General features: G+C 60.8%; 26 protein-coding genes. 4 read left to right on the top strand and 22 right to left on the bottom strand.

The features are described 5' to 3' along the window. Positions 1–86: 86 nt before the first annotated feature. Complete coding sequence (locus NKJ57_RS09645) at positions 87–260, top strand: hypothetical protein (RefSeq protein WP_352513208.1); 174 nt, start codon at positions 87–89, stop codon at positions 258–260. 869 nt (positions 261–1,129) lie between these two features. Here NKJ57_RS09645 and NKJ57_RS09640 read toward each other — a convergent pair. From NKJ57_RS09640 to NKJ57_RS09620, 5 genes are all read right to left on the bottom strand, one after another. Then, on the bottom strand, positions 1,130–1,456 hold the full coding sequence (locus NKJ57_RS09640; RefSeq protein ID WP_352513210.1) for a DNA methyltransferase: 327 nt from the start codon (positions 1,454–1,456) through the stop codon (positions 1,130–1,132). Beyond that, positions 1,453–1,947 (bottom strand): hypothetical protein, encoded by a 495-nt coding sequence (locus NKJ57_RS09635; protein ID WP_352513212.1) that lies wholly within the window; start codon positions 1,945–1,947, stop codon positions 1,453–1,455. The genes NKJ57_RS09640 and NKJ57_RS09635 overlap by 4 nt, the downstream gene beginning before the upstream one ends. A gap of 94 nt (positions 1,948–2,041) precedes the next feature. Next, a complete protein-coding gene (locus NKJ57_RS09630) occupies positions 2,042–2,203 on the bottom strand; it encodes a hypothetical protein (RefSeq protein ID WP_352513214.1) in 162 nt (53 codons plus the stop codon). Positions 2,204–2,303: 100 nt separating this feature from the next. Further along, complete coding sequence (locus NKJ57_RS09625) at positions 2,304–2,603, bottom strand: hypothetical protein (protein WP_352513216.1); 300 nt, start codon at positions 2,601–2,603, stop codon at positions 2,304–2,306. A 61-nt stretch (positions 2,604–2,664) separates the two neighbouring features. Next, positions 2,665–2,856 (bottom strand): hypothetical protein, encoded by a 192-nt coding sequence (locus tag NKJ57_RS09620; protein ID WP_352513217.1) that lies wholly within the window; start codon positions 2,854–2,856, stop codon positions 2,665–2,667. Positions 2,857–3,573: 717 nt separating this feature from the next. Between NKJ57_RS09620 and NKJ57_RS09615 the strand changes: the two genes are divergently transcribed. After that, complete coding sequence (locus NKJ57_RS09615) at positions 3,574–3,774, top strand: hypothetical protein (protein WP_352513219.1); 201 nt, start codon at positions 3,574–3,576, stop codon at positions 3,772–3,774. A 203-nt stretch (positions 3,775–3,977) separates the two neighbouring features. Beyond that, positions 3,978–4,589: a class I SAM-dependent methyltransferase gene (locus tag NKJ57_RS09610; protein WP_352513221.1), complete on the top strand. Its 612-nt coding sequence runs from the start codon at positions 3,978–3,980 to the stop codon at positions 4,587–4,589. A 125-nt stretch (positions 4,590–4,714) separates the two neighbouring features. Here the strand turns inward: NKJ57_RS09610 and NKJ57_RS09605 are convergent, their stop codons facing one another. Beyond that, a complete protein-coding gene (locus tag NKJ57_RS09605; RefSeq protein WP_023673895.1) occupies positions 4,715–4,999 on the bottom strand; it encodes a hypothetical protein in 285 nt (94 codons plus the stop codon). A 312-nt stretch (positions 5,000–5,311) separates the two neighbouring features. Here NKJ57_RS09605 and NKJ57_RS09600 point away from each other — a divergent pair, with 312 nt between their 5' ends. Next, positions 5,312–5,536 carry a hypothetical protein gene (locus NKJ57_RS09600; RefSeq protein WP_352513223.1) on the top strand — a complete coding sequence of 75 codons (225 nt, stop codon included), beginning with the start codon at positions 5,312–5,314 and terminating at the stop codon, positions 5,534–5,536. 423 nt (positions 5,537–5,959) lie between these two features. Here NKJ57_RS09600 and NKJ57_RS09595 read toward each other — a convergent pair whose 3' ends face one another. The 16 genes from NKJ57_RS09595 to NKJ57_RS09520 all read right to left on the bottom strand — a co-directional run bounded on the left by NKJ57_RS09595 (position 5,960) and on the right by NKJ57_RS09520 (position 21,169). Beyond that, positions 5,960–7,081, bottom strand: coding sequence for a Fic family protein (locus tag NKJ57_RS09595; protein ID WP_352513225.1), 1,122 nt, complete (start codon positions 7,079–7,081; stop codon positions 5,960–5,962). Between the two features lie 207 nt (positions 7,082–7,288). After that, the gene (locus tag NKJ57_RS09590) at positions 7,289–7,690 is read right to left on the bottom strand and encodes a DUF1515 family protein (RefSeq protein ID WP_352513226.1); all 402 of its coding nucleotides are present in this window, start codon (positions 7,688–7,690) and stop codon (positions 7,289–7,291) included. Position 7,691: 1 nt separating this feature from the next. Beyond that, positions 7,692–7,886, bottom strand: coding sequence for a hypothetical protein (locus tag NKJ57_RS09585; protein ID WP_352513228.1), 195 nt, complete (start codon positions 7,884–7,886; stop codon positions 7,692–7,694). Then, positions 7,868–8,110, bottom strand: coding sequence for an ABC transporter permease (locus tag NKJ57_RS09580; protein WP_352513229.1), 243 nt, complete (start codon positions 8,108–8,110; stop codon positions 7,868–7,870). Before NKJ57_RS09580 ends, NKJ57_RS09585 begins: the two co-directional genes overlap by 19 nt. A gap of 112 nt (positions 8,111–8,222) precedes the next feature. Continuing rightward, positions 8,223–9,020, bottom strand: a complete 798-nt coding sequence (locus NKJ57_RS09575) for a glycoside hydrolase family 108 protein (protein ID WP_352513231.1) — start codon at positions 9,018–9,020, stop codon at positions 8,223–8,225. A 59-nt stretch (positions 9,021–9,079) separates the two neighbouring features. After that, positions 9,080–10,099 carry a phage late control D family protein gene (locus NKJ57_RS09570; protein ID WP_352513233.1) on the bottom strand — a complete coding sequence of 340 codons (1,020 nt, stop codon included), beginning with the start codon at positions 10,097–10,099 and terminating at the stop codon, positions 9,080–9,082. Then, a complete protein-coding gene (locus tag NKJ57_RS09565) occupies positions 10,096–10,326 on the bottom strand; it encodes a tail protein X (protein WP_352513235.1) in 231 nt (76 codons plus the stop codon). The genes NKJ57_RS09570 and NKJ57_RS09565 overlap by 4 nt, the downstream gene beginning before the upstream one ends. Before the next feature lie 11 nt (positions 10,327–10,337). Then, a complete protein-coding gene (locus NKJ57_RS09560) occupies positions 10,338–10,757 on the bottom strand; it encodes a phage tail protein (protein WP_352513237.1) in 420 nt (139 codons plus the stop codon). Next, positions 10,757–12,664 (bottom strand): phage tail tape measure protein, encoded by a 1,908-nt coding sequence (locus NKJ57_RS09555; protein WP_352513239.1) that lies wholly within the window; start codon positions 12,662–12,664, stop codon positions 10,757–10,759. The genes NKJ57_RS09560 and NKJ57_RS09555 overlap by 1 nt, the downstream gene beginning before the upstream one ends. Further along, positions 12,664–13,068, bottom strand: a complete 405-nt coding sequence (locus NKJ57_RS09550; protein WP_352513241.1) for a phage tail assembly protein — start codon at positions 13,066–13,068, stop codon at positions 12,664–12,666. The genes NKJ57_RS09555 and NKJ57_RS09550 overlap by 1 nt, the downstream gene beginning before the upstream one ends. After that, positions 13,068–13,601 (bottom strand): phage major tail tube protein, encoded by a 534-nt coding sequence (locus tag NKJ57_RS09545; protein WP_352513242.1) that lies wholly within the window; start codon positions 13,599–13,601, stop codon positions 13,068–13,070. The genes NKJ57_RS09550 and NKJ57_RS09545 overlap by 1 nt, the downstream gene beginning before the upstream one ends. 66 nt (positions 13,602–13,667) lie before the next feature. Further along, positions 13,668–15,203, bottom strand: a complete 1,536-nt coding sequence (locus NKJ57_RS09540; RefSeq protein WP_352573688.1) for a phage tail protein — start codon at positions 15,201–15,203, stop codon at positions 13,668–13,670. An 85-nt stretch (positions 15,204–15,288) separates the two neighbouring features. Further along, positions 15,289–16,233: a glycosyltransferase gene (locus tag NKJ57_RS09535; protein ID WP_352513246.1), complete on the bottom strand. Its 945-nt coding sequence runs from the start codon at positions 16,231–16,233 to the stop codon at positions 15,289–15,291. Positions 16,234–16,262: 29 nt separating this feature from the next. After that, on the bottom strand, positions 16,263–16,718 hold the full coding sequence (locus NKJ57_RS09530; protein ID WP_352513247.1) for a hypothetical protein: 456 nt from the start codon (positions 16,716–16,718) through the stop codon (positions 16,263–16,265). Continuing rightward, positions 16,709–17,956, bottom strand: a complete 1,248-nt coding sequence (locus NKJ57_RS09525) for a pyocin knob domain-containing protein (protein ID WP_352513249.1) — start codon at positions 17,954–17,956, stop codon at positions 16,709–16,711. Before NKJ57_RS09525 ends, NKJ57_RS09530 begins: the two co-directional genes overlap by 10 nt. Before the next feature lie 9 nt (positions 17,957–17,965). Next, a complete protein-coding gene (locus NKJ57_RS09520; protein WP_352513251.1) occupies positions 17,966–21,169 on the bottom strand; it encodes a DUF4815 domain-containing protein in 3,204 nt (1,067 codons plus the stop codon). Positions 21,170–21,171: the final 2 nt, after the last annotated feature.

The raw sequence follows: 21,171 nt of genomic DNA, 5'->3' as shown, positions 1-21,171 counted from the left end.
TTTCGTGTGGTCGACGAGGACGCGCGAAGCACGCATGAATTCAGCCTTGATGACGGCGGCGCTGCTGGAGATTTCGCGAAGTAGCCATGACCAGAATAGCCGACCTCGGACCGCCTAAGCCCGGCAAGCCACATAATCCTGACTTGCAAGAGCATTTCCATGTCTGCCCCATCTGCGGCCAGCAGGTGAACCGGCGCGACTTCCGCCAGGTCATGTGGCACGAGCAACCAGATCACGAGCCGCTGGAGCTCGATCAGTGAGGACCAGCTTGCTTCCTTTCGCTATCGAACCAGCGTTTGCGCGCGGCCACTTCTAGGCGCATGGTGCATAATGACTCCTATCGACCGGAAGCTGGCGGAATTGAATCGCATTCAGGAGGCCTTGACTGAAGAGGCTACAATCCTGCGCTATCTCTGCGAGAGTTCCCGCCAAGACGCGAGAGAAATATGCGAAGAGCTCCGCCAAATGGTAGGTGTGGCTCGCAGCAGCAACAAATTCGCGTCCACCATCGTCGGCGGCTCACGCGCTATGCCATGGTGGCCCGCGCCACACTAAGAAGGAAGCCCGGGCCGACCGTTGGCAGCGGTGACGTATCCACACCGATCGCTGGGATGGACCATCTTTTCCATTTACGTTGTTCCCAAAGCAAACGAAAAAGCCCGCCGATCGAAGCCAGCGGGCTTGTGTTGCAGGGCGCTCTTTTGGTTAGAGCGGCTCAGGTGGCAAGACAACAACACTAGGTGATCCTCCCGCCGTCACCGCGCTGAGACGCCCACGTTTGATCAGTACTGGCTTCCTGTATTCTTTCTTCATGCAGTCCCCTCCAGGCGCATTTACAGCCAAACGTTGTCAATCAGCCCGCGCCTTGTCAATCCAAAAGGTGCCCGCCGCCCTTGCGTCCGGCGGACGAGCGATGTCACGCCGCAAGGTCACCAGTATGGAACAATCAGACTCAGCGCGAGTTTGAATGTGACGATGAGCAAAGATTACGCATTAGAATCATCGGTTTGTATCGAAATGGCACGGTCGCTCCGATCATGTCTGGCGGAAGAGCGAGCGCTTATGCAGCATTTCCGGGAGGAACTCGCCTTTGTACGGAGTGATAGTGTTTACTCCCGCCAGGAGCGCATCAGATCCGAGCAGGAGAAAGCCCAAGCACCACGTCCCCGGGATTTGATGAAGCGGTAAGAATTCGATTGAGGAGCGCAATTGGTTTTTGTGTCGGGTACCCAATGCGCCCGCGTGAACTGGCATGTATCGGCGGCAGATCGTCCCAAACATCGGTTATTGGTACACCATCGCTTTCGTCGAGATAGAGCTTCTTTCGGAGCCGCGCGTCATCCTTCGCTGGAAAGAATGGCCGATTTTCACGATCAAGTTGCTTCGTCACTTCAAGGGACACTTTCCAGCCGTTTCGGTGAGGTTTGTAGAGCGGGAACGAAGCGAAAACATTCAAAGGTTTCTGTGCCGTTTCTGTGCCAGACGACGTAAAAAAGCCCGTCGCCGTTTGAATTCCTCGCCGAGATCAGCGCCCTGCTTGATGAGGCCTATCCCGACTACGATTTCACGATCACCACCATAAGCAAGTTTCGGGATGACAGCTTCGTGTTGATCCCGATCCTCGGCAGCGTCGGTGGTGAAGGCTCCGTTTTGGCGGCTTACCCGGATATGACGGCAATGCAGGAGATCGGCCTTCTCGTGTTCAAGCACATTCATCGGCCATCGCCGTCGCGACATGAGTCGCCGCACGTCGGCCCCAATCACCATTAATTGGCTTCGCATCAAAATCCTTGTGTGAGATGTAAAGGCATTAGCCGCGATGAGGGGCCGGCGATGCCGTTGGAACGTTACCGTGGGGTATTCGAACCCGAGGATCTCGGCTTGCTTCAGCGGGTGATCGACAAACTGTGCGGCGAGCGCGGGATCGCCGGAGACGACGGCGAACAAAGGGAAGCCCTGGCTTGGGGAGTCATCCTCCTTTTTCAGAATGGGATTAAGGACGAGGCGGAACTGCTGCAGGCGTGCCGGTTGCGCTGACCGGCTAATGCGCGTCCTTAAGAAGCCGCGCCTCACGAAGTAGGGAATTCCAGTCGGTGCCGATCAGTTCGATGAGCTGACGTGATTGCTCTACGGAAACACCTGTCTCTTTCGCCAATCGTGCGGCGAGTGCTTCCACTTCCATTCCCTGACGCTGTTTTTCCATGAGCCTGCTCCGCAACCCAAACCGGTTTGCGGCAACAAGGTTCCCGGACCTCCAGCTCACCGTCTGCCCTGGCGGCTAATCCTTTGACGCTTCCGCGACGCTATTGTCCTCGTGCTGACGTTGCCGAAGGCGCTTCAACAGTTCGCGTGAGGCTTGGATCGCCCTGCGCGATTGATCCATGTTCTGGCGAAAAGTGGCGCGTTTCTCCATGGACTTCTGCCACTTCAGCAAGGTGGCCGTCGTAGTGGCAGCGGCCGCGCGAGCGATATCTATGGGCGTTGTAACCATCACATCCTCCCAAAAAGGCAATGGTAAACGCCACATTAATAAGCCGGCCGACGCCCTCGCTGCAATAAAGAATGTTATACGAGTTTTCCTCAATGGCGAGGCACATTGCCATGCGACAGCCTCATCGCCGGCCCCTTCCACACCTCAAACAAAAAGCCGCTGATCGAAGTAAGCTAAAGCCGCACAACCGTATCGAGATGCAGGCGTATCCGCTGGCCTTCCGCGAAGGACAGGGCTAACGATTCCAAGCCAAATGATCGTGTAATTTCCTGGTCAGTTTCAATGATGCGAACGACCCATTCGCCACTGGTTCCGACCACTTCCACGCCAGGCAACGCCTTTCGGATTGGCACCACGTTGTCCACCGCATCCTCCCTACAAAAAGCAATTGCAAGCCGATTTAAGACGGTCGTAGTCGGGAGTTAATAACAAATGCTTGCTCGGAATCGGACGAGGCATCCTGGAAGGGCAGTACGAAGGCTGGCGAATGGCTATCTTGTCATGCCACCTCAGTCAGGCGAACTCTCCGGGGGAACCTCCCGATAGTCTCTGCTACAGGTCGTTGGCATTCAGGATGGCCGCCAGCTCTTCGGCATACTCCATGTCGGGAAGGTCGACAGATGGGTGGCCCGCTAAAATAGCCGGCAGCCCGGTGAACACGTCGAACACCGTCCACGTCCCATCCGCTTCCCGCCTTACGCCGTACCGCAGAGTTGCCATGAGAGGATGCTAATGGAAGTCGGGAATAGATGGTACGAAAATGCGAGCGGGCGATCGGACAACAGGCACGCCTTTCCGGAAACTTTTGCCGCTGCGGCGGGTTCGGTCGGGCATGACCAGAATGGCCGACCTCGGACCGCCCATCCCCGGCAAGCCACATGACCTGACTGGGAAGAGCATTTCTATGCGCGCCACACTGCGCGCAACAGGGAGACCGTCCCGAGTTCCGCCAAGTGATGTGGCAGGAGCTACCGGGGCACCAGCCGCTGGAATTCGACGCCTAAGAGCGCAGCACAACCTAACTGGGCATCGCTATCGAACCAGCGTTTGCGCGCGGCCACTTCTAGGCACATGATACCTAGATGAGTTCTATCGAACGGAAGCTGGCCGAATTGAACGACATTCAGCAGGACTTGACTGAAAAGGCTACAATCCTGCGCTATCGCTGCGAGTGTTCGCGCCAAGACGCGAGAGAGCTATGCGAAGAGCTCCGCCAACTGGTAGGTCTGCCCCGCAGCAGCAACAAATTCGCGTCTATCATGACCGGCTCGCGCAAAGGCTGAGCGACGGCGGCCCGCGTCACCCCAGGAAGGAAAGCACGGGCCCGACCGTTGCTGTCTTCAGCTTCGACAGGCGGAACCGATGGGCGCACGACTTGATAATCTCGGGGTTTTCATCGGATAATGAGGTGCAATAGAGGGGGCTGATCCGATGCGGGCGAGTTGTCCACCCGAGGAGCGCCTTTTGCCAACAAGGGTTGGATCGGATGGCGCCAAGGTTCATAGCTAAACAACTGTCTTGGCCGACCGGAATCGGCGGCTGGCTGGTCCGGGCTGGCATGAACCGAGGGAATGCTCGGCTCAATGGCTACGCTATCAATGAATTGCAACTGGTCCCGGAAGATCGTGCCGTGGAGGTCGGTTTCGGCGGCGCAGTTTTACTGCCGCAACTTCTCCGTGGGGCAGCATTCGTTTGCGGTGTGGATCGCTCGCAGGATGTCGTGAACGCTGCCTCCCACCGGTTCGCCGATGCAGTGCGTGCCGGACGAGCCGAGTTCCGGGTCGGGCTAGTCGAGGACTTGCCCTTGCCAGATAGCACATTCGACAAGGCTCTCAGCGTCCACACAGTGTACTTCTGGCAAAGCCTTAGAGCTGGATCCGCAGAGCTCGCTCGCGTCCTCAAACCAGGCGGTCGCGTCGTGTTGGGCTTCCTCCCGAAGGCACATATGGACCGGATGAACATGCCGGCCGATATTTTTACACCTCGCGAGCCGGATGAGGTCATTGCTGCCTTGCGAGATGCAGGGTTCAACGACCCTGAAGTGCGGCGACCGAGCACGGAAACCGCATGGCTCGTTGTGACAGGCATGCGAAGATAAGTTTCGGCGCCAGATGCAAAAAACCCGCCGACCAAGGCCAGCGGGCTCGTTTTGCCGCGAGAGCGAGGCTGTTCCTGGGCCGCACAAAAAAGCCCGCCGGCCGGGGAGCCAGCGGGCTCACGGGCCTATTTTCCCATCATCATCGCAGCTTTGCAGAAATTTTCATGGGCCTTCGCAATATCTGCGTCAGCGCAGTCCTTCATCACCGCGTCCTTGTCCTCCTGAGACATAGCCGACCAAGCGGTTTTCGCTTCGGCCTCAGACTTCATGGTCTTCATGCTGCTGTCCGTGAAGAAAGGAGACATTTTTGCAGGATCGTCGAGCGCAGACGTGCCAGTGGAACTGCCGGCAAAGGCCGATCCGGTCATAAGGGCAAATGTCGCGCCGAGAATGAGCATTTTCGAATTCATCAAAATTCCTCCGAATGCAACTGCTTGAATGCAGCCGTGCTAATTCAACGCTGGCGGGTAGAAAGGGTTTCCAGCCAAATTGAAAATTGTAAAAATTGCTACCGATAGTCCGTCGTCAACCTAGGAGGAATTGGCCCGCAAGTTCGGTCAAGGCGGCCGGCGGCCACCATCGATGCTGCAATTGGCCTGGCCGGTTGCCATTGCCTGCTAACGAGCGCACACTGTTGCGGTCGCCTCGAAAAACCAAAAACAAACAGGCACGAGGCGCTTGGGAGCGATCATCAGGCTTTCGCCCGACCAGGGAGAAGGCCCATGCCGACACCGGCAGAAATCCGGCTCATTTATTTGATGGGCCAACTCGCTCACAACCAGAGCATCGTTTCCAAGCAAGATATAGTCGTTGGTTTGCTGAATCACGAAGGCAGTCCAACGACCGACGCCATTAGCCTTTTGGCGAGCATGCACCACACCCTGCAAGGGACCCGCCAGAGCTTACACGAGGCGGAAGCGGCATATCGAGGCAGAAATGCGGAGTAGTGAAAAAGCCCAACGCGCGTACACAGCCGCAGAGTTCGCCGAGAAACACGGTTTGACAGTGAAGGCAGCCGAAATCATCTTGTCCGTGAACGGCTCGTCGCGTGTCGCTTGCGATGCAGCAGCACGCGCATTCAAAGAAGCGGTAGCGCACCGACGACACAGCAGTGACGTGGAACGATGAAAGCCCGCTGACATCGGGGGAGGCCCGGGCTTGTGTGCAGGGATGGCCCGCGCTTGCTTCCGAGCGCGGGCCGACCATGATGAGTGAGGGGCCATCTTGGTCACCGGCAGGGACCGCTGCAGAACGAGCCGGGTGCGACCGAACAGCCTCAGAGTGAGGATGTTCCCCGACTGACGCAAAAAAGCCCGCCAGCGTGAGCCGGCGGGCAATCGGTCAGGAGTTGCTGGGTGGGAATGGTCGCCTCAAATATCTTCTTCTGCAATTTCTTGCGCAGTTCGCTCGTTTTTCCAAGGGAGAAACGCTCTGAGTTGCTGAGTAGAGGCGCGGACTCGACGTCCCGGCCGTCTTTCAACAAGCCCCATGCTGATGAGTGAGTTCAAATCGCGGGTAAGCGTTTTGTCCGTCTTTTCGGAATACTCGCGTGCTAACGTGTGGGTGAGGACGGTGACCTCATGGATCTTGACCGGGCGGTTAATTTGCCCGAGGCAAAGGACTAACTCACGTTTTCGCTGGTCAGCGGCGGTTTTCTTTCCTTGAAATTGATCGTGTACGTAATTGACCCAAGCCACAGCAAATTGCTCTTTTCTGATGTGGTTTATTTCTTCTTTAAGCCCATCGATAAATCCCTCTAGCGCGTATCGCACGAAGGAGTGGGTCTCGCCCCCTGACTTACTAATTTGGTCCAACTCGCGATAGTAAGCCGTGCGGGTTTTATTATAATGATTGCTCAACAGCTGCCCAGTCGGCATCGGAAATCCAGCGCTAAGCAAAATGTATACTTCGAGTAAACGCGCCGTTCTTCCGTTACCATCACCAAATGGATGGATGAGCGCCATATAAATATGTGAAAAAAGAGCCGCCAAGATTGCCATATACTCGTTCTTAGCCTGCCCATAGGGCATTTCCTCAAGGTGCCGGCACATTTCGTCCAGCAGGTATTTACAGTCTTCTGGAGGGGCCCCGCGGTAGACGCTTCCCACTACGACGGAGTGGCGCCGAATTTCGCCTGCATTTCCCGCATCATCGTCAAGCTTCAGGCCTTTAAGAACCATCGCATTCAAGAGACAGCAAAATTCGGTTGTGATTGGTGTGGGCCCATTACGCTGCAAATCTGCAACGAGGAAGTTGCAGGCATCGATGATGTTTTGCACCTCTTGTTGAAGGTACTGCTGCGAAGGAGGCAATTTCAGTTTCCCCTGAACCTGCTTTACAACCTGTTCCTCAGTGAGTGTATTCCCCTCGATCGCTGCTGTGGCCAAAACACCCTTTGCCAAAAAAACGTCATATAGCTTCTTCGCCTTCTCGGGTGCCAGCGGAACGCCGCCGATATGATTAGCTTTCGAGGTTGCCTCGCCAAGCATCATCCACATATCGTGCGTGAACCCTCTCGTATCGAGTTCGAATTTTATCCAAGGATGTGTCTTCGCATATGTCCGTTTTGATAGCACGCTTTCTCCTCCTAGAACCCTTGTCATTCAAGGGACTTCGGCATTAGAGCCGAATTATACAGGTTCCATAGGTTAATTTTATGTCCGGTACAAATCAATTAATTTGAAATAGGTATTACTCCTTCAATCTCCCCGCAGGATGCGCCAGATATCCGACCAATAGACCGTAACCAACGACGCCAGCGCTGCCGCTGCCACGCCAGTCACCCCCAAAGCGCCGAGCCCCATCAGCTTCCAACGGGTGACCTCGGCCGTTACGGCTTTTACCTCCGCCATATCGTCGCTGAGTGATCGCACAGCGCCTTCAGTCTCGGCAAGACGCTCCACCAGCTCGTCGGTCTTGGCGTACATCTTCGATCGGCTTGCGGCGGCGCGCTGCTCGGATTGCTCGTAGGAGAGCGCGGCGCGCGCATCGCTGTCTTTGATATCTCGCCGGATTTCTGTGATGTCGCGTTGCATGTTCTGGGTGGCTTCCAACAGCCCGCCGATCATCATCTCAAGGCTCTTCGTCGCCGATGTGGTCATCTCAGGCTTTCCACCCACAGAGCTTGGCGCCCTTTTCGTTGTGGGCCAAAACCTGGCTCACCTCGCCGTCCGAAAGTGCCGCGATGGCTTCGGCGGACAGGCGGATCGGGTGCTCCACCGAGCAAAACGACCCGCCTGTCGTCGCGCAGCCGGCAATCGCGAAGAGCACCGCAAGGGCTATTGCTTTGGTGACCATTTGCCCAGCCTCTCCCGGTTGACGCCCGGCGCCCGGCCAGCGACGGCGTCGTCGATCTTGTCGGCTTCGGTTGCGGCGACGGCATTGTCTGCCGCCTGCTTGTTGCGCTCGGCCTTTGCGCCAGCAAGCCGCTGTTGAAAGCCGAAGCCAAGGGCGCCGATGATTGCCGCGCCAAAGGCAAGGACGGTCGGGTTGCTCAGGAGCCATGCAATGACCGCGCTCATAGCGGCCACCAGAACCAGACAGCAAACGCGGCGATGATTGCCAGGCTGACGGTACCGACAATGCGCAGCAGGCGGTCTACGGCGGGGATGAGTAGTTCGCGGAAGCCTTCCATCACTCGGCCACCTCCGCCTTGATCTGACGCACCGCGGCGACGATCTGGGAGCGCAGCAGAAGCAGGATCAGGAGGAACACCAGCAGCACGACGCCGCCGGCCAGGACCGCCTGCCAATCCATGCCGCCGACCCAGCCGAGCCCGATGGCACCGGAACCGAAGAGACCGGTGAGCCAGGACAGAAAGCCGGATTTCTCCTTGACCTTCTGCTCCACCTTTTCGGGGACAACAGGCTTGGGGACTTCGACTGGCACTTCCACACGGATAGGCGGCGGCGCATCGGGCAGAGCGGCCATCTTCATGGCCTCATCCCGCACTGAGGATACGCGGGATGACCAGCCCTTGCCGAAAGTCTTCGATGTCGGCAGACGCTTCAGGAAGGCCATACGCTGGTCGCAGACCTCGTCCACCACCGTCGCGCGCATCATGCTCTTCAGCTTGACCAGCGTGTCAGGGCCGATCTTCCCATCCTGCTTGGCGCCTACGACCGCCTGAAGGCACTTTGCAGCACGTCCCGGCCCGGAGTTAACCGCATAGTCAAACAGCGCGTAATCGACGCCGCCTGGCAACTGAGCGCCGGCCACGGCATCCCAGTAGAAGCGGCGATAGACCGTCGCCACCTGAGCATCGGTGATATGGCGCAGATCGTCCTTCGTCGCGTCCGCCTTCACGTAGCGGCGGAAATTGGCGATGGTGACGCCCTTCATAGTAGCGCCGCCGGGATCCTTGGGATTGTCCGACCAGCCGCTTTCCGATTTGAGGACGAGCGAAAGCGCGCGCGCAAAGTTGCGGTCCATTTGATCTCCTTCCTGCCCGTGCAGAGCAGTGTTTTCGTGTTGGATTTGTATTGTCGCGATTATCGAGTATCGGAACCGGCTGATCCCTGCGGATTGCCGAGCGAAATGCTGGTCGTGTAGCCGCTGCCGCGGTCGAGCGTGTCGGTGATGCTGGCGATGGTGTAGATGCCGTCAACGCCGGCGCGTAGCTGGATGATTGCCGTGCCCTCCGGCTCGGCCGTCGGCTCGCCCTCGATCAGGACTGTGCCGGAGCCTTTCTGCCTGGCGCTGTCGACCTTGTCCGAATCAGCCCGCGCCCGCGCGGCCTCGGCGTCCGGCTGCATCAGGCGCAACACGTCTTCCGGTTCCACATCCTCGCCGGTCTCGACTTCTTCGATGACCTGCTTGGCCTTCTTGATGTCGTACCAGCGACCCTTTTTCTTCTTAAACCTCGGCCTGTCGGTGATGGGCGTCAGGCCGCTAGCCGAGATGAAGTTGCCTCGCGACACCACGATCGTCGGCAATGGCTGGCCAGTCGCCGATACGCCCTGGTTGCGTGGCACGAAGCCGGCCTGCTGGCCCTTGATGGCGAAGGTCGCGCCGTGCTCGCGAGCCAGCCGGTCGGCGAAGGCAAAGAAACTTTCATTGTCCTGCGCCTCATATTCGAGCTGGCGTTGGGCAAGGTCCACATGAACCTTGATCGACAGTCCGGCATCGCCGGCCGCGTCCTCGAGGATGGTGCCGAGTGTCTTGTTCTCCCAGTGCCGGTCGGTCGGCTGCTTGACCTTGCCCCTCAGGCTGGCCGAGCGCGCGGTGATCGACAGCACGCTGCCGGAGCCGCGGTCCGTCGACCAGTCGACCGTGTCGACCTCACCCTCGAAGCGGCGCGTGGCGCCGCCTTCCCAGCCAAGTTCGATCGAAACCGGCGTGCCCGTCTTAGGAAAACGCACTGACGCATCGCTGTCGTCCAGGGTGAACGTCGCCGATTGCGTCGCCTCGGTGCTCGACTTGGTGATCGACAGCGAGATGAGGCGCGGCGCGAAACGGGGTGTGACGTCCTGCCCTCCAACGATGACCTTGAACCGGCCCTTCCGCGTCATGAGAACAGGTCGACGACCGGCTGCAGAGCGCCGCTGACAGCGGCCATCTCGGCCGGGGTCAGTACCGTCACCACGCGGCCGACCGGCAGATACGCCCCGCTGCGCGCGAGATCCTGGTTGAGCGGGTAGGTCTTGGCGACCATGCCGGAAAACACCTTGCGATAGTGCCGCGCCAGAAGCGCGGACAGCGTGGTGCCTTCCGTCTTGACGGTGACGGTCTCGGTCATGGTCGGGCCCTTCAGGCGAGCAGGGAGAACAGTGAGGCGAAGAAGTCGGTCGGCGTCGGCGCCGAGGCCTTCTGCATCTTGACGGTGATGTCAACGACCTGGCCGACGCCGTCGCGGTCGAGGAATGTGTGTTCATCGTTGACAGACAGAACGTTGTAGAAACCGAACACGCTGCCGTCGCCGCGGGTCACCAGTTGCGGCGCGCCGGTGAGCTGTGCACGCCGCAGGATTTCCAGCGTGCCGAGGCCGCCGAGCTTCGACGGGATCAGCCGGCCGGAAACCGAGAGGGTCTCGGCGCCGACGCCGACATCCTCAAGCGGCGGCATGGCGCCGACAACCGGCTTTTCGGCATAGTCGTGCGTCGTCTCGCGCGAATGCGTGTCAATGTTGAAGGCGAGATCGCACTCGACCAGACCGATTTTCATCAGCATCAGCGCTCGCCTCTTCCATCGATCGCCTGACCGTTGCTTTCGACCTTCACCTGCTGCCCGGTCGTTCTACCGAGCGACCCCACCGGCCGCATCAGATCGGCTTTGGCGGAAGACAGGAAGCCGGTGATCCCGGCGATGAACGCGGCGGCGGCGCTGGATCCGAACGATTCGCCAGCACCGGCAACACCAGAGGTGAAGGTCGAGGCCGCGTTCTGGCCAGCCTGCGTGCCGCCGTCGGCGATCTTTGCGCCGGCGCTGAAGCCGCCCGCCTGCATCTTGGCGTCGAACTCGTCCAGATTGAAGATCGGCATGGCGCCGGCTTCCTTCTGGCCACCCCTCGCCGGTTCGTGGCGACCATCGATCATCGCTTGGCGCTGCCGTTCCTCGACGCTCATTTCCTCCCAGCGCTTCGGACGGGAGGATGGCAGCGGAATGCTGCTCGGCGGCATGGCGGCATTCGGCACGCGCGTAAGCCTGTCTTCAATAACGGCGGCCTGCTTGCGCAGCGGGTCAAAGATGTTTTTGATCTGCCCGCGGCCGAGCTGCGCCAGCGCGGCATTGTAGGCGCGGTTGAGTTCCCAGAACCCTGCATCAGGGTTTTGCTGGCGATAGTCTTGGCGCCATTGGTCGGCCGTGGTTCCTTCATCGCGGCCGCTATCGCGCAGCCGCTTGCCGCCTTCGATGATCGACATTGATTCCGACAGCTGGTCATTGAATGCCGAAAGCGTCGGATTGAGCGCCCGGCCGGTGAGGTCGCCAAGCGCGGTGCCGGCTTTCTGGATGTTGTTGATCAGCTGTTGCCAGTTGCCTTCGGGATCGCCGGTGATCTGCGCAAAGTCCTTGGCCACCGTGCCGGCCGCGCCGCCCAGCGCGTCCAGATGCGCCTTCAGTTCGGGCATCTGAGTGAGCAGCGCGCGCATGCCGTTCTGCATCTGCACGTCGGTGAAGATCAGCGGCAGCTTCGATAGGTCGCCCTTGAGCGCCTTTTGCGTCTGCTCGACCAGCGTCTGGATGACGTCGCCGCCGGCCTTGCGGGTCTTGTCCAGCTCCTTGCGGATGTCGATGTTGTACTTCTTGAAGTTCTTGGCGACCTCGTTGCCGTACGCCTTTTGCAGCACGTTGCCGAAATTGGTGGCGGCTTCCGACGATGATCCCGTCTGGTTGCGCACGATCTCCAGCATGGCGGCCAATTTCTTGAGGCCTTCGGTTCCCTTGTAGCCGAGCGCGGCGAAGGCCGGCGCCAGAGCCGGCAGCTCGGCCGCCATATCCTTCAATTCGAATTTGCCGGCCTTGCCCTCGAAAGCGAGGATGTCGAAGGCCTCCTGCATCTTGTCGGCGGTGATGCCGAGCGAACTGGCCATAGCGTCGGCCGTCAGCGCGATGTCTGACATCTCGGCGCCGGACGCCTGCGCCGTGCGAGCGACGGTGGGCAGGAACGACAGCCCCTCTTCCAGCGAGCGGCCGGACGCGATCAGCGTTTCCAGCCCCTGCACGACCTGGTCGAAAGGCAGCTTTGCCGTATCGGCCAGTTGCTGCAGGACGGCGATGGTCGGCTTGATGGCGGTTGCCGGCTTGTCGGCATTGATGATGATGCGGCCGATGGTGCGCTCGAGCTGGGCATAATCGCGCGCCGTGCGGATCGCGACATAGCCGGCCGCGGCGGTGGCGATGCCTGCGGTGCGGCCGAGGGTGGTCCATTGCGCGATACGCTTCTGCCGCGCAGCCTCCTGCGCATCGAGCAGGCGTTCTTCGGCGATCTGCGAGCGCGACAGCCGCGTGTTGTTGCGGGCCAGGTAGACGTCGCGCTCGGCCCGTTGGAGGGCCGTCAGGCTGGTGCGCGCCTTGGCCGCCGGGCCCGACACGTGGTCGAGCAGACTGACGACCAGCTCGGCCGACATCCTTGCCATCAGACATCACCCTTGGGCGTATTGAAGATGAAGTCGGGAACAAGGCCCTGGAAGATCGCCATCACCTTCTCGGCATCCTCCCAGGCCAGCGCCTTCAGCGTAGCCGCAGAGCAGCCGGATAGCCGCACCAGCAGGTCGCGATTGCTGATGCCGGCGGCCGACCAGTCGTCGATATCGCGAAGAGTCGGCGGGCGCATCTTGATGACGGTCACACGCTCGCCATTGCGCGTCAGCGTGGTCCGCAGCCTGTGCACGCGGCAGTCCGCGTCATCGAACTCGGTGACGACGGTCTCGTCTTCGGATGCCTCGACCGCCGCCTCATCTATAGCCCCAGCAGCATCGTCGACCGGCTGCGCGTCATCCCCGCCGGTCATGAAGTCCTCGATCGCGTTCTTGGGCGGCATTATTCAATGCCCAGTAGGACGCGAGCCTTGGTCAGCTCGTCGACGCCGAACTGCCTGCGACGCGTGGTGAAATAGTCCCAGTAGAACCATTCCTCATTGTCGACCGTCAGCTCGTAGTGCGTGACCTCGCCGATCGTGTGATCGTGGCCGAAGGCCGAGGCGCGGTCGAAGGCATCGGGCGCGACACGGCTGACGATGCCGCGAGCCACGGTCTTGGCCTGGAAGGCGGCGCCCGTCTGCTTGTTCTTCAGCACGCCATAGCCGGTAAAGTTCATCGGCTGATTGGTGCCGACGCCCATGGCGCGATAGGAGGATTTGGAAAAGCCGGCCAGCTTGAAGGTAGGCTGCAGCGCCTTCAGCGCATTCATGCCCCACTCGACCTCGCCCGGCGCGCCGCCGCCGAGATGCGAGACGGTGACCTGCTCGAGCGTCGGCAGGCCCATGGACTGCAGTTTGATGTGGTTCGAATCTTCCGGGTCGTGGTCGCCGGCGAAGAGGTTGACCTGTTCGAGCAGCAGCAGTTTCTCGGCCATGATGAAAGTCCTTCTTGAGGGCGTCGGTTAAAGGGTGTGGGCCGGCAGCGCCCGGGCCAATGCAGGTCAGCCGGTGATCAGGTTCTGCCGAGCGAGGATTTCGTCGATCGTAGCCTGCAGCGCCGGCGCATAAGGCCGACTGGTCATGGTCAGGCGGCGGAAGACCGGGGCTTCCTCGAATTGCGCGTCGATGTAGATGTGCCCGGCCCGCAGATCTTGCGCATTGTTGAGGTCGGGGTCGAACTTCACCTTGAAGCCGAGGATGTCGCCCTGCGCCTCGGCCTTGGCCAGGATATCGTGCACGGTGTTGATGACGGATTGGATGGTCTGCGTCGTCAGGTTGAAGCGCCCAAGGAACTGGCGCAGCGTACGCAGACAGGTCAGCTCGATGAAATCGCGGCCGCGCACCTTGTGATACTGCTGCCAGATCGTCTCGGCCGACAGATTGTCAGTGCCGATATAGACGAAGCCCCCCTCGGCGATGGCGAAGTCGTCGCCGCTATCGCCCCGCACGATGATGCCTCCCTGGGCAGCGAGTATCTCCTGGCCTTCGGTCGATCCATCGGTCAGAGAGAAGCGGTAGTTCTGCTCCGGCCCGACAATGCCGTAAAGCGCCTGGTTTGCCCATGAGCGGAACGGCCGGCCATCGGCCTGATAGTCACGGCGTACGGCGACGCCGATGACGCGGGGCGCCGCCGGCCGGGTGACGACATCACCGGAAGCATCAAGCCGCTTGATGCCGGGCGTGACCGGGATCAGCCGGTCGGACGACAGCGTCTCGCGCCACTGGGTGAAGGCGGCAAGCCCGTTTGGCCCATCTACTATGGCGACGGCAAGGATCTTGTTCAGCACTTCGGGCAGCGCGGCGCAGACGCCGTTCGCCAGTTCCTCGATCGTGCCGGCCGCGGTCGGCAGAACCTTGCCGCCATCGACGCCGCCGCCGGTGAAGGTCACGGCGATCGTGCCGGAGAGATAGGCGCCGGCAGTGTCGATGACCAGCGAGGCCACCTTCTGCGCGTCGGGCCCGGTGCCCATCACTGCATGGGCAGTCGGCAGCACCTTGTTCGGATCGCTGCCGCCGCCGGTGAAGCCGATGGTCGGCGCAACGGTTATGGCGGAGCCTTGCGTCGACAGCGTCAGATGGGTCAGCGCGCCGAACTGCTGCGTGGTGTAGCCAGGCGTCATGATCAGGCGAGGATAGACGCCAAGGTCGGCGCCGGCATTGACGAAGGAATGGATGCCGGTGCCGTCGACCGAAGAGCCGATGATGTTGGCGATGGTTTCTCCGATATCGTCGTCTTCGGCGACGCGGTTTACGACCAGCTGCGCGGCGACCTGGAATGGGCCGAGCTGGGCGTTGACCCCCTCGACGGCGTCGATGAACAGCGAATCTTTATCGCAGAGCGCCAGCAAGGCCGTGTCGTTCGAATTCAGCCGCACGGCGATGCCTAAGGGGAAGGCAGCGTCGAAAGCCTCCTGCGTGGCCGTTGCCGCTTTGTCGAACGGCATGCAGATGCCGACGACGCTCATCAGCGCGTTCGACGGCATGGCCGACTCGTTGGCGTCACGACGGATTGTGATCCCGAAGACGGGGTCGGTCATGGCACTCTCTCCTGTGAGGGGGTTGAGAAAAGATAAACCCGCCAAGGTGGCGGGCTGAAAATTCAGTCAATGACGCAGACGATGCCTACGGAAGGACTTGGCCGTCGAGAATGCGGCCGTACAGTTCAAGATAGCCTTGCGCTGTTTTCTGGATCGGAAATCTGTCTGCCGCCGACTCACGGCACCGTTGCGGTGAAAGGCTTCCGATCTCACTAAACGCCAAGGCGAATTCCTGATCGGTTTCGAAGAAACGCCCGGTTTCGGCGTCTACTGTTTCCGGCAACGCCCCTCGGGGCGTGGTGAGTACAGGCGTACCGCAAAGCATAGCCTCGACCGGGGCCATGCCGAACGGCTCTTCCCAGGAAATCGGGTTAAGGAACGCCCTAGCCTCGCCGAGGTAGCGGAGCTTTTCAGCGCCGTCGATCACGCCGGCGTATCGGAACCGGCCGGAAAGGCTCTTGAAGAATACCCCTTCTTTGCGGGTCTGGCTTCGCCCTAGCAATTTCCAACGGGAGCCGCCGGCAATATCGAGTCCAAAGTTGAATTTTTTCGCCAGGTCGACAGCCAGGTTTAGGCCCTTTCCGGCCCGAGCGATGCCGCCGAGGAATAACAGCCGGTCATTTTTCGAGCCGGCGATCCGGTAGGCGTCTACGGGGAAACCGTTGTGGACGAAGGTTGCCCGATTGTGCAGGCGGGCGTGACTGGCGCTTACAAAGCTGAAATTCTGGCCTTCCCTTGGCGTGTTCGGGAAGTATCCATGTAGAGTGTAGAGCGCTCGATGTGGGCCGCTTAGCTCATACCATCCGTTAAAATGAACGATGTCGGCGTCGCCAGGAATCGCGGCTGCGCATTCCGCAGGTGTTGAGGCCTGCCGCACGGCGCAAAGCGGGTGACTTGATCCCGGTCCCGCAATTAGCGTGACCTCATGGCCTAGGGAGACAAGTTCGCTTGCGAGCCAGTCTATTTGGCGCTGAGTACCGCCGTAGCCTTCACAGGGGATCTTGCCTTGCACAACTATAGTTATACGCATCGGCTACTCAATAACCCAAGTAGAGGGAATTACAAGGTCGACGCTGAGATCCAAAAGTTATCAATTTGCTGTTCGGTCCACCCAAACCCGGCGCCGAATGCGGAAGTTAGCGGGTGAGCCCGCTTGAATTCGGTCGCCCCGGAAAGTAGCATTTCAGCGCCAAACCGTGCCGCCTCGGGCAGGCCTGTGATAAGCGCAACCATGCCGCTCGGAATCGCGCCTGTCTTAACCGCCGCCAACGCTTCGGCGTTGGTGATTACTCCTGCCACCGCGAGACCTTGAAAGAACTGCCGGTCGGAAATCACAGCAGGCATCGGCGGCGGTAGCGCTTCCACCTCGGACCAAGCCTCGCCAAGCCATACCTGGCGGGCGTCATGCGGCGCCTCTGGCACCTCAATGCCGTCGGGCGGCGTTTCTACGCCTTCACCGTCAAAGGCGCCGAGATAGTTCCCCTCGGAATCGATAAAGTACTGCGTCACAGCCATGCCCTCATAACGAGTTTCCAGCTTGCGTTTGTGATACCGCCCACGCCGCCGGTATCTTTTCGAATGATCGTGTAGGCGAAGCTATCGTTGCCGATGCGGACCAAGAGAGAGGTCGCGGTCGGCACAATAGAGAGGCCGCGCCCGCTCGGGTCTGTAGCACTGAAGTTCGGATTAACGGCCAACTCGTCGCCAATCGCGTAACCTTGATCGGCCGTGGTACACTGAAGGAACGGCAGATAAAGCTTTGGCTTCGCGGCCAGGCCATGCGCCAGCGTCAGAAGGCCGCCCGCCGTGATCGTCTGTTGCGGGCTTTCGTAGAAACCTTGCAACTTCGCGTTAGCGAGTTGGAGGAAACGGGCGTCTGACTCCGCTTGGCTAAGAATAAGCTTGTACCAAGCGCCCCAAACACCGGCCTGTTGGTGCCGGCGCCACGCTAGCGTGTTTCCAGAGTTGGCAACGGTGAAGTTGTGAACCGTCTGCGTCCGGTAGAGCGACCCCGCCGTTGTGCTATGGGATTCGACGGTCCCGAGATACCAATCAACGGTCGGGCCATTGGCGCCCGAGGCATTCATGTACCATCCGTTTTCAAGGGCGTTATTCCAGTCTGTGACCAACTGCGCCGCCGCACCGACGAGACTCGCGCGGTAGTCAAGCTTGAGGTCGAGGCCGGCTTTGACGTGCGCCGTGGTGGCAAGCTGCGTCGTGTTGGTGCCTTGAGCGGCCGTGGGCGCCGTCGGGACGCCGGTGAAGGCAGGGCTCGCCTTTGGTGCCATGCTGGATACCGCGACGCCGCTGTCCTTCGCGATCTTGCCGGTCGTGCCGTTGAAAGTGGCAATATTATCCGCCACCGCTACCGCTGGCCCGGTGATCTTGTTCCCGACCAAAGTCGTCAGATTGGTAATCACGCTCGGGTCGTTTTGCAGCGCTGCGGCAAGCTCGGCGATGGTATCGAGCGCGGCGGGGGCGGCGCCAACGAAATCGGCGAAGTAGAGCCGTGCCCATGCCGTCGTCGCGATGCGGGTCGAGTTGTCGCCGACGCTAGGAGTTGGCGCCGTCGGCGCGCCGGACAGCGGAGCGTTGAGCAGCGGCGCCTTCTGAACGATGGCGGTGAGAATTGCCGCGACATCGATGTCGATGGCCTGCAGGGCAGCGATCAGCCTCAGGACGTCGTGGCTAAGGTCATTCGCGCCTTCGGGAAGCGGATAGTTCCGGTTTGGCGTGACCAGGTCGATGGGCATCGGTAATCCTCAAATCGAGAAGGAGCGCAGGTCGGCGACGGCGGGCCGCGCCGCCGGCGTGCCGGTAAGCGTCAGCCGGATGCGGCCCTGCACGGCGGTGTAGCTGTTGTCGGAATAGGTCCGCTCGAAAGTGCCATCGGCCAGCGCTTCGGCCGACACTTGCGGCAGCGACTGCCAGACATCGTTGGCGGCGTCGTTCTCAACGACAAGGGTGGAGCCGGCGGGCAGCTTTGTCTTCATGACGGCGTCCAGCCGGATCGCGGTGCCCATCTCGAAGGCGCGACTGACGTAGACGCCGTTCGCCTGCATCGTGCCTTTGATCGCCAGCACGTCGCGTCCCATGATTGGTGAGACCTTCTCAGTGCCTGTCAGGATAGCTCGCAGCGCGGCATTGCCGGTGAAGAAGCTCTGCCGCTCCCAGACCTGGCCGGGCTCGATGCGCACGGCCGCCTCGCCTGTCGGCTCGATCTCCAACTGCAGCCGCGTCTCGCCGGTCGGCAGGAATACCTGCGCCTGGGCGATGAAGTCCGACAGGCTGTTGGCCGCCACCGTGCCGAGCGGGATGACCTTGGTGGCAGGCGAGAACTTCGCCGCATTGATGCGAAAGGTCAGGTCCTCGTCCTGGTGTGCGGTCCAGGTCGTTGCATTCGAAGACGAAAACCGCACGCCGACCGTGTAGGGCTGGGCCCCGATGTATCCCTGCCTGGCGGCATCGAAGCCGCCGCGGGATGCAAACGACACCGAATGGTCGGGGTCGTTCGTCTTCAGCACGAAAGCCGTCTCCTGCCCAACAGGCACGAAGACCGGCGGATCGAAGTGGAACTTGTGCCAAGCTCCGACAAGCGCCAGGTTCATGTCGGTCTCGGTCTGGGCGATGACATCGGTCGTCGGATAGCCGTTGTCCATCGACACCAGCTCGCAGAGCACTACCTGGTCGCGATCGCCGATCGCGCAGAACTTGACCTCGATCGAGGCGATATGCCGTCCTTCTGTGAATTGGAAGGATTGCGCCACCGGATCTGGGTTGCCGCGCCCACCGGCCGAGCCATTGGCACCGCCACCGCCACTGGAGCGGGGCGGGGCGACTTGGAACCGCTGGACAGTCGTCACCTGCTGGCTGGTGTTGATCTCGACCTGGCCTTGCCCGGAGAATTCCGTGTTGGCCGTCGATGCGCCGCCGCCGATGGCGCCGACATGCTTGGTGCCGGATGCGACGTTGCCCGGTATGGTGAAAGTGCCGGTGATGCGCCCATTCGCGTCACCGACCAGCGGCCCCGCCGGCGTCACATCGATCGCATCGAAGGTAAGCTCATCGAGCGTTTCGCCCACGCCGAAGCCGTCGATGGTGAAGGCCACGTTGATCTGCCGCAGGAAGCGCGCCGTGATCTCACGCGTCGAGGTGATGATCTCGACATTGGTGACGCGGCTGGCATTGCCCTGCCCGAAAACTTGGGTGACCGGCGAGAGTGACACGTCTTGCGTGTCGGTCCAGAAGTCCTGGCATGGCACCAGGCTCATCTTCGCCGGCAGCGGCGCGAACGACTGGTAGGGATTGATCCGGGTGCAGCCCGTCACCGCCTCCTGCGCGACGAACACCTCTTCGGTGAAGTTGAGATATTGCGGGCCGGCTAGCGAGAATTCCTGAAAGGCGGGAATGATCGGCATCTGAAAACTGCCGTTGAACACGGCGCCGTTCTGGCCCGCGCCGGCATCGCGGTAGCGGTCATCGTTGAACGGATCGACGAAGACGCCTTTTTTTGCGACCGGCTCGCGCGACGAGATGTCGAGCTGCAGCCGCGATAGCGCGATCAAATCGAGTTCGTCGACGAGGCGGTTGTACATGCGGTCGATCAGCCAGAACGGGTAGGCCCGCACCCCATTGTTGATGACCACGGGTGTGCCGAACCAGTCGTTCTGCACAACGCACAGCGACAGCAGCGTTGCCGGCGTCGCCGGCGGCTGCGGCTGCTCGACGGTAGAAATGCCCTTGAGGTAGACGACCAGGCCATTGCTATCGAGGCAGATGCGATCATGCCGCGGCAAGCGGTAGGAATAGGTCACGAAGGCCGAGCCGCCGGAGACGCCCCCGGCAACCGTGACCGAGGTCTGATTAACGGCGCTCGGCACGACGGCGTCGAGGTAGCGGTATTTCACCGTATATGAAGACGCGCTCGCCGGTTTGGCGCCGCCCGGCGACCAATCGATACGATCGCCGTTGCGGAGATAGCTTGCCGGCGATGCATAGGTCGTGCCGCCCTGTTTGACCTCGACAATCGACGTCACGCTGGCGTGTCCCAGAAGATCCATCGTGTTGGCGGCGCCGCCGCGCACGATGGTCTCGGTCACTTCTTTGGTGACGATGACTGTCGTCACCGAATTGATCGGCGTGCGGTTGAGCGCGATGACCGCCGTGCCGGTGCCGCCGTCGTCGAATGTGTGCGGCTCCGAAGCGATGTTGAGAATGTCGGGCTCTTCGGTCTGGCCGTAGCGCGTGGCCGTGTTGCGGGTGCGCTTGAAGCCGAGGATGTTGGCCGTGCCTTCCTCGATCGAAAACCATTGCTTTCCACCGGCGAGCCCAAGCGGCGTCACCGAGCAGCCGCGGGCGATATAGTTCTCGTGCGCGTCATAGTCGTAGACGGCGATGGCCTGGTTGATGCCCGACAGGCTGGGCGGCGGCGTCTGGTCGACGACGCCGCCGTCGCGCAGTTGGTAGACTCGGTAGAGGTCGCCCTCCTCGCCGTCGCCGGCCCAGCCCCAGCACAGCGACAGGGTCTCGCGCATGGCGCCATCCTCGCCGAAAGACGCGGTGCCTTCGTGCAGGCCCAGTAGCGTCGGGTCTTCCTCGAAGGTGGTGATCGTCGAGATCACTCGGACGCCGACGACGACGTCGCCGGTCATCGCTACATCCTCGAGGATCGCTTCCGGCACGTCGCGCACATCACCACGCAGGTAGATTTGACCGGCGGCCAGCGTGACGGTATCGGCGCCGATGTCGACGATGATATCGGCACCTTTCACCCGGTCGCCATCGCGCGCGATCAAATTGCCGACATTGGTGCGCTTGCGTTCCTCGATCGACAGCGCCTCATTGACTTCCGAGCCTTGGGCAAACTTGCTTTCGCGGATGTAGACACGGTCGCGCCGCGGCGCGGCGCGCGCGCGGTCGTAGACATCGGGGAAATCCGGCAGCGGGCGATAGTCGTCAATCGGCATGG

This window comes from Mesorhizobium sp. M0077 (assembly GCF_040322955.1).
In the GTDB taxonomy this organism is placed as follows: Bacteria; Pseudomonadota; Alphaproteobacteria; order Rhizobiales; family Rhizobiaceae; genus Mesorhizobium.
Note: the sequence above shows the minus strand (reverse complement) of the source record. Positions and strands in the feature narration are given on the sequence as shown.

What these genes read in the sequence shown, in the direction of transcription:
- NKJ57_RS09645 (WP_352513208.1), top strand. Translation starts at nt 87, where the DNA reads ATGACCAGAATAGCCGACCTCGGACCGCCTAAGCCCGGCAAGCCACAT.
- NKJ57_RS09630 (WP_352513214.1), bottom strand. Translation starts at nt 2,203, where the DNA reads ATGGAAAAACAGCGTCAGGGAATGGAAGTGGAAGCACTCGCCGCACGA.
- NKJ57_RS09625 (WP_352513216.1), bottom strand. Translation starts at nt 2,603, where the DNA reads ATGGCAATGTGCCTCGCCATTGAGGAAAACTCGTATAACATTCTTTAT.
- NKJ57_RS09615 (WP_352513219.1), top strand. Translation starts at nt 3,574, where the DNA reads ATGAGTTCTATCGAACGGAAGCTGGCCGAATTGAACGACATTCAGCAG.
- NKJ57_RS09610 (WP_352513221.1), top strand. Translation starts at nt 3,978, where the DNA reads ATGGCGCCAAGGTTCATAGCTAAACAACTGTCTTGGCCGACCGGAATC.
- NKJ57_RS09605 (WP_023673895.1), bottom strand. Translation starts at nt 4,999, where the DNA reads ATGAATTCGAAAATGCTCATTCTCGGCGCGACATTTGCCCTTATGACC.
- NKJ57_RS09600 (WP_352513223.1), top strand. Translation starts at nt 5,312, where the DNA reads ATGCCGACACCGGCAGAAATCCGGCTCATTTATTTGATGGGCCAACTC.
- NKJ57_RS09595 (WP_352513225.1), bottom strand. Translation starts at nt 7,081, where the DNA reads ATGATGCTTGGCGAGGCAACCTCGAAAGCTAATCATATCGGCGGCGTT.
- NKJ57_RS09590 (WP_352513226.1), bottom strand. Translation starts at nt 7,690, where the DNA reads ATGACCACATCGGCGACGAAGAGCCTTGAGATGATGATCGGCGGGCTG.
- NKJ57_RS09585 (WP_352513228.1), bottom strand. Translation starts at nt 7,886, where the DNA reads ATGGTCACCAAAGCAATAGCCCTTGCGGTGCTCTTCGCGATTGCCGGC.
- NKJ57_RS09580 (WP_352513229.1), bottom strand. Translation starts at nt 8,110, where the DNA reads ATGAGCGCGGTCATTGCATGGCTCCTGAGCAACCCGACCGTCCTTGCC.
- NKJ57_RS09575 (WP_352513231.1), bottom strand. Translation starts at nt 9,020, where the DNA reads ATGGACCGCAACTTTGCGCGCGCGCTTTCGCTCGTCCTCAAATCGGAA.
- NKJ57_RS09570 (WP_352513233.1), bottom strand. Translation starts at nt 10,099, where the DNA reads ATGACGCGGAAGGGCCGGTTCAAGGTCATCGTTGGAGGGCAGGACGTC.
- NKJ57_RS09565 (WP_352513235.1), bottom strand. Translation starts at nt 10,326, where the DNA reads ATGACCGAGACCGTCACCGTCAAGACGGAAGGCACCACGCTGTCCGCG.
- NKJ57_RS09560 (WP_352513237.1), bottom strand. Translation starts at nt 10,757, where the DNA reads ATGCTGATGAAAATCGGTCTGGTCGAGTGCGATCTCGCCTTCAACATT.
- NKJ57_RS09555 (WP_352513239.1), bottom strand. Translation starts at nt 12,664, where the DNA reads ATGGCAAGGATGTCGGCCGAGCTGGTCGTCAGTCTGCTCGACCACGTG.
- NKJ57_RS09550 (WP_352513241.1), bottom strand. Translation starts at nt 13,068, where the DNA reads ATGCCGCCCAAGAACGCGATCGAGGACTTCATGACCGGCGGGGATGAC.
- NKJ57_RS09545 (WP_352513242.1), bottom strand. Translation starts at nt 13,601, where the DNA reads ATGGCCGAGAAACTGCTGCTGCTCGAACAGGTCAACCTCTTCGCCGGC.
- NKJ57_RS09540 (WP_352573688.1), bottom strand. Translation starts at nt 15,203, where the DNA reads ATGACCGACCCCGTCTTCGGGATCACAATCCGTCGTGACGCCAACGAG.
- NKJ57_RS09535 (WP_352513246.1), bottom strand. Translation starts at nt 16,233, where the DNA reads ATGCGTATAACTATAGTTGTGCAAGGCAAGATCCCCTGTGAAGGCTAC.
- NKJ57_RS09530 (WP_352513247.1), bottom strand. Translation starts at nt 16,718, where the DNA reads ATGGCTGTGACGCAGTACTTTATCGATTCCGAGGGGAACTATCTCGGC.
- NKJ57_RS09525 (WP_352513249.1), bottom strand. Translation starts at nt 17,956, where the DNA reads ATGCCCATCGACCTGGTCACGCCAAACCGGAACTATCCGCTTCCCGAA.
- NKJ57_RS09520 (WP_352513251.1), bottom strand. Translation starts at nt 21,169, where the DNA reads ATGCCGATTGACGACTATCGCCCGCTGCCGGATTTCCCCGATGTCTAC.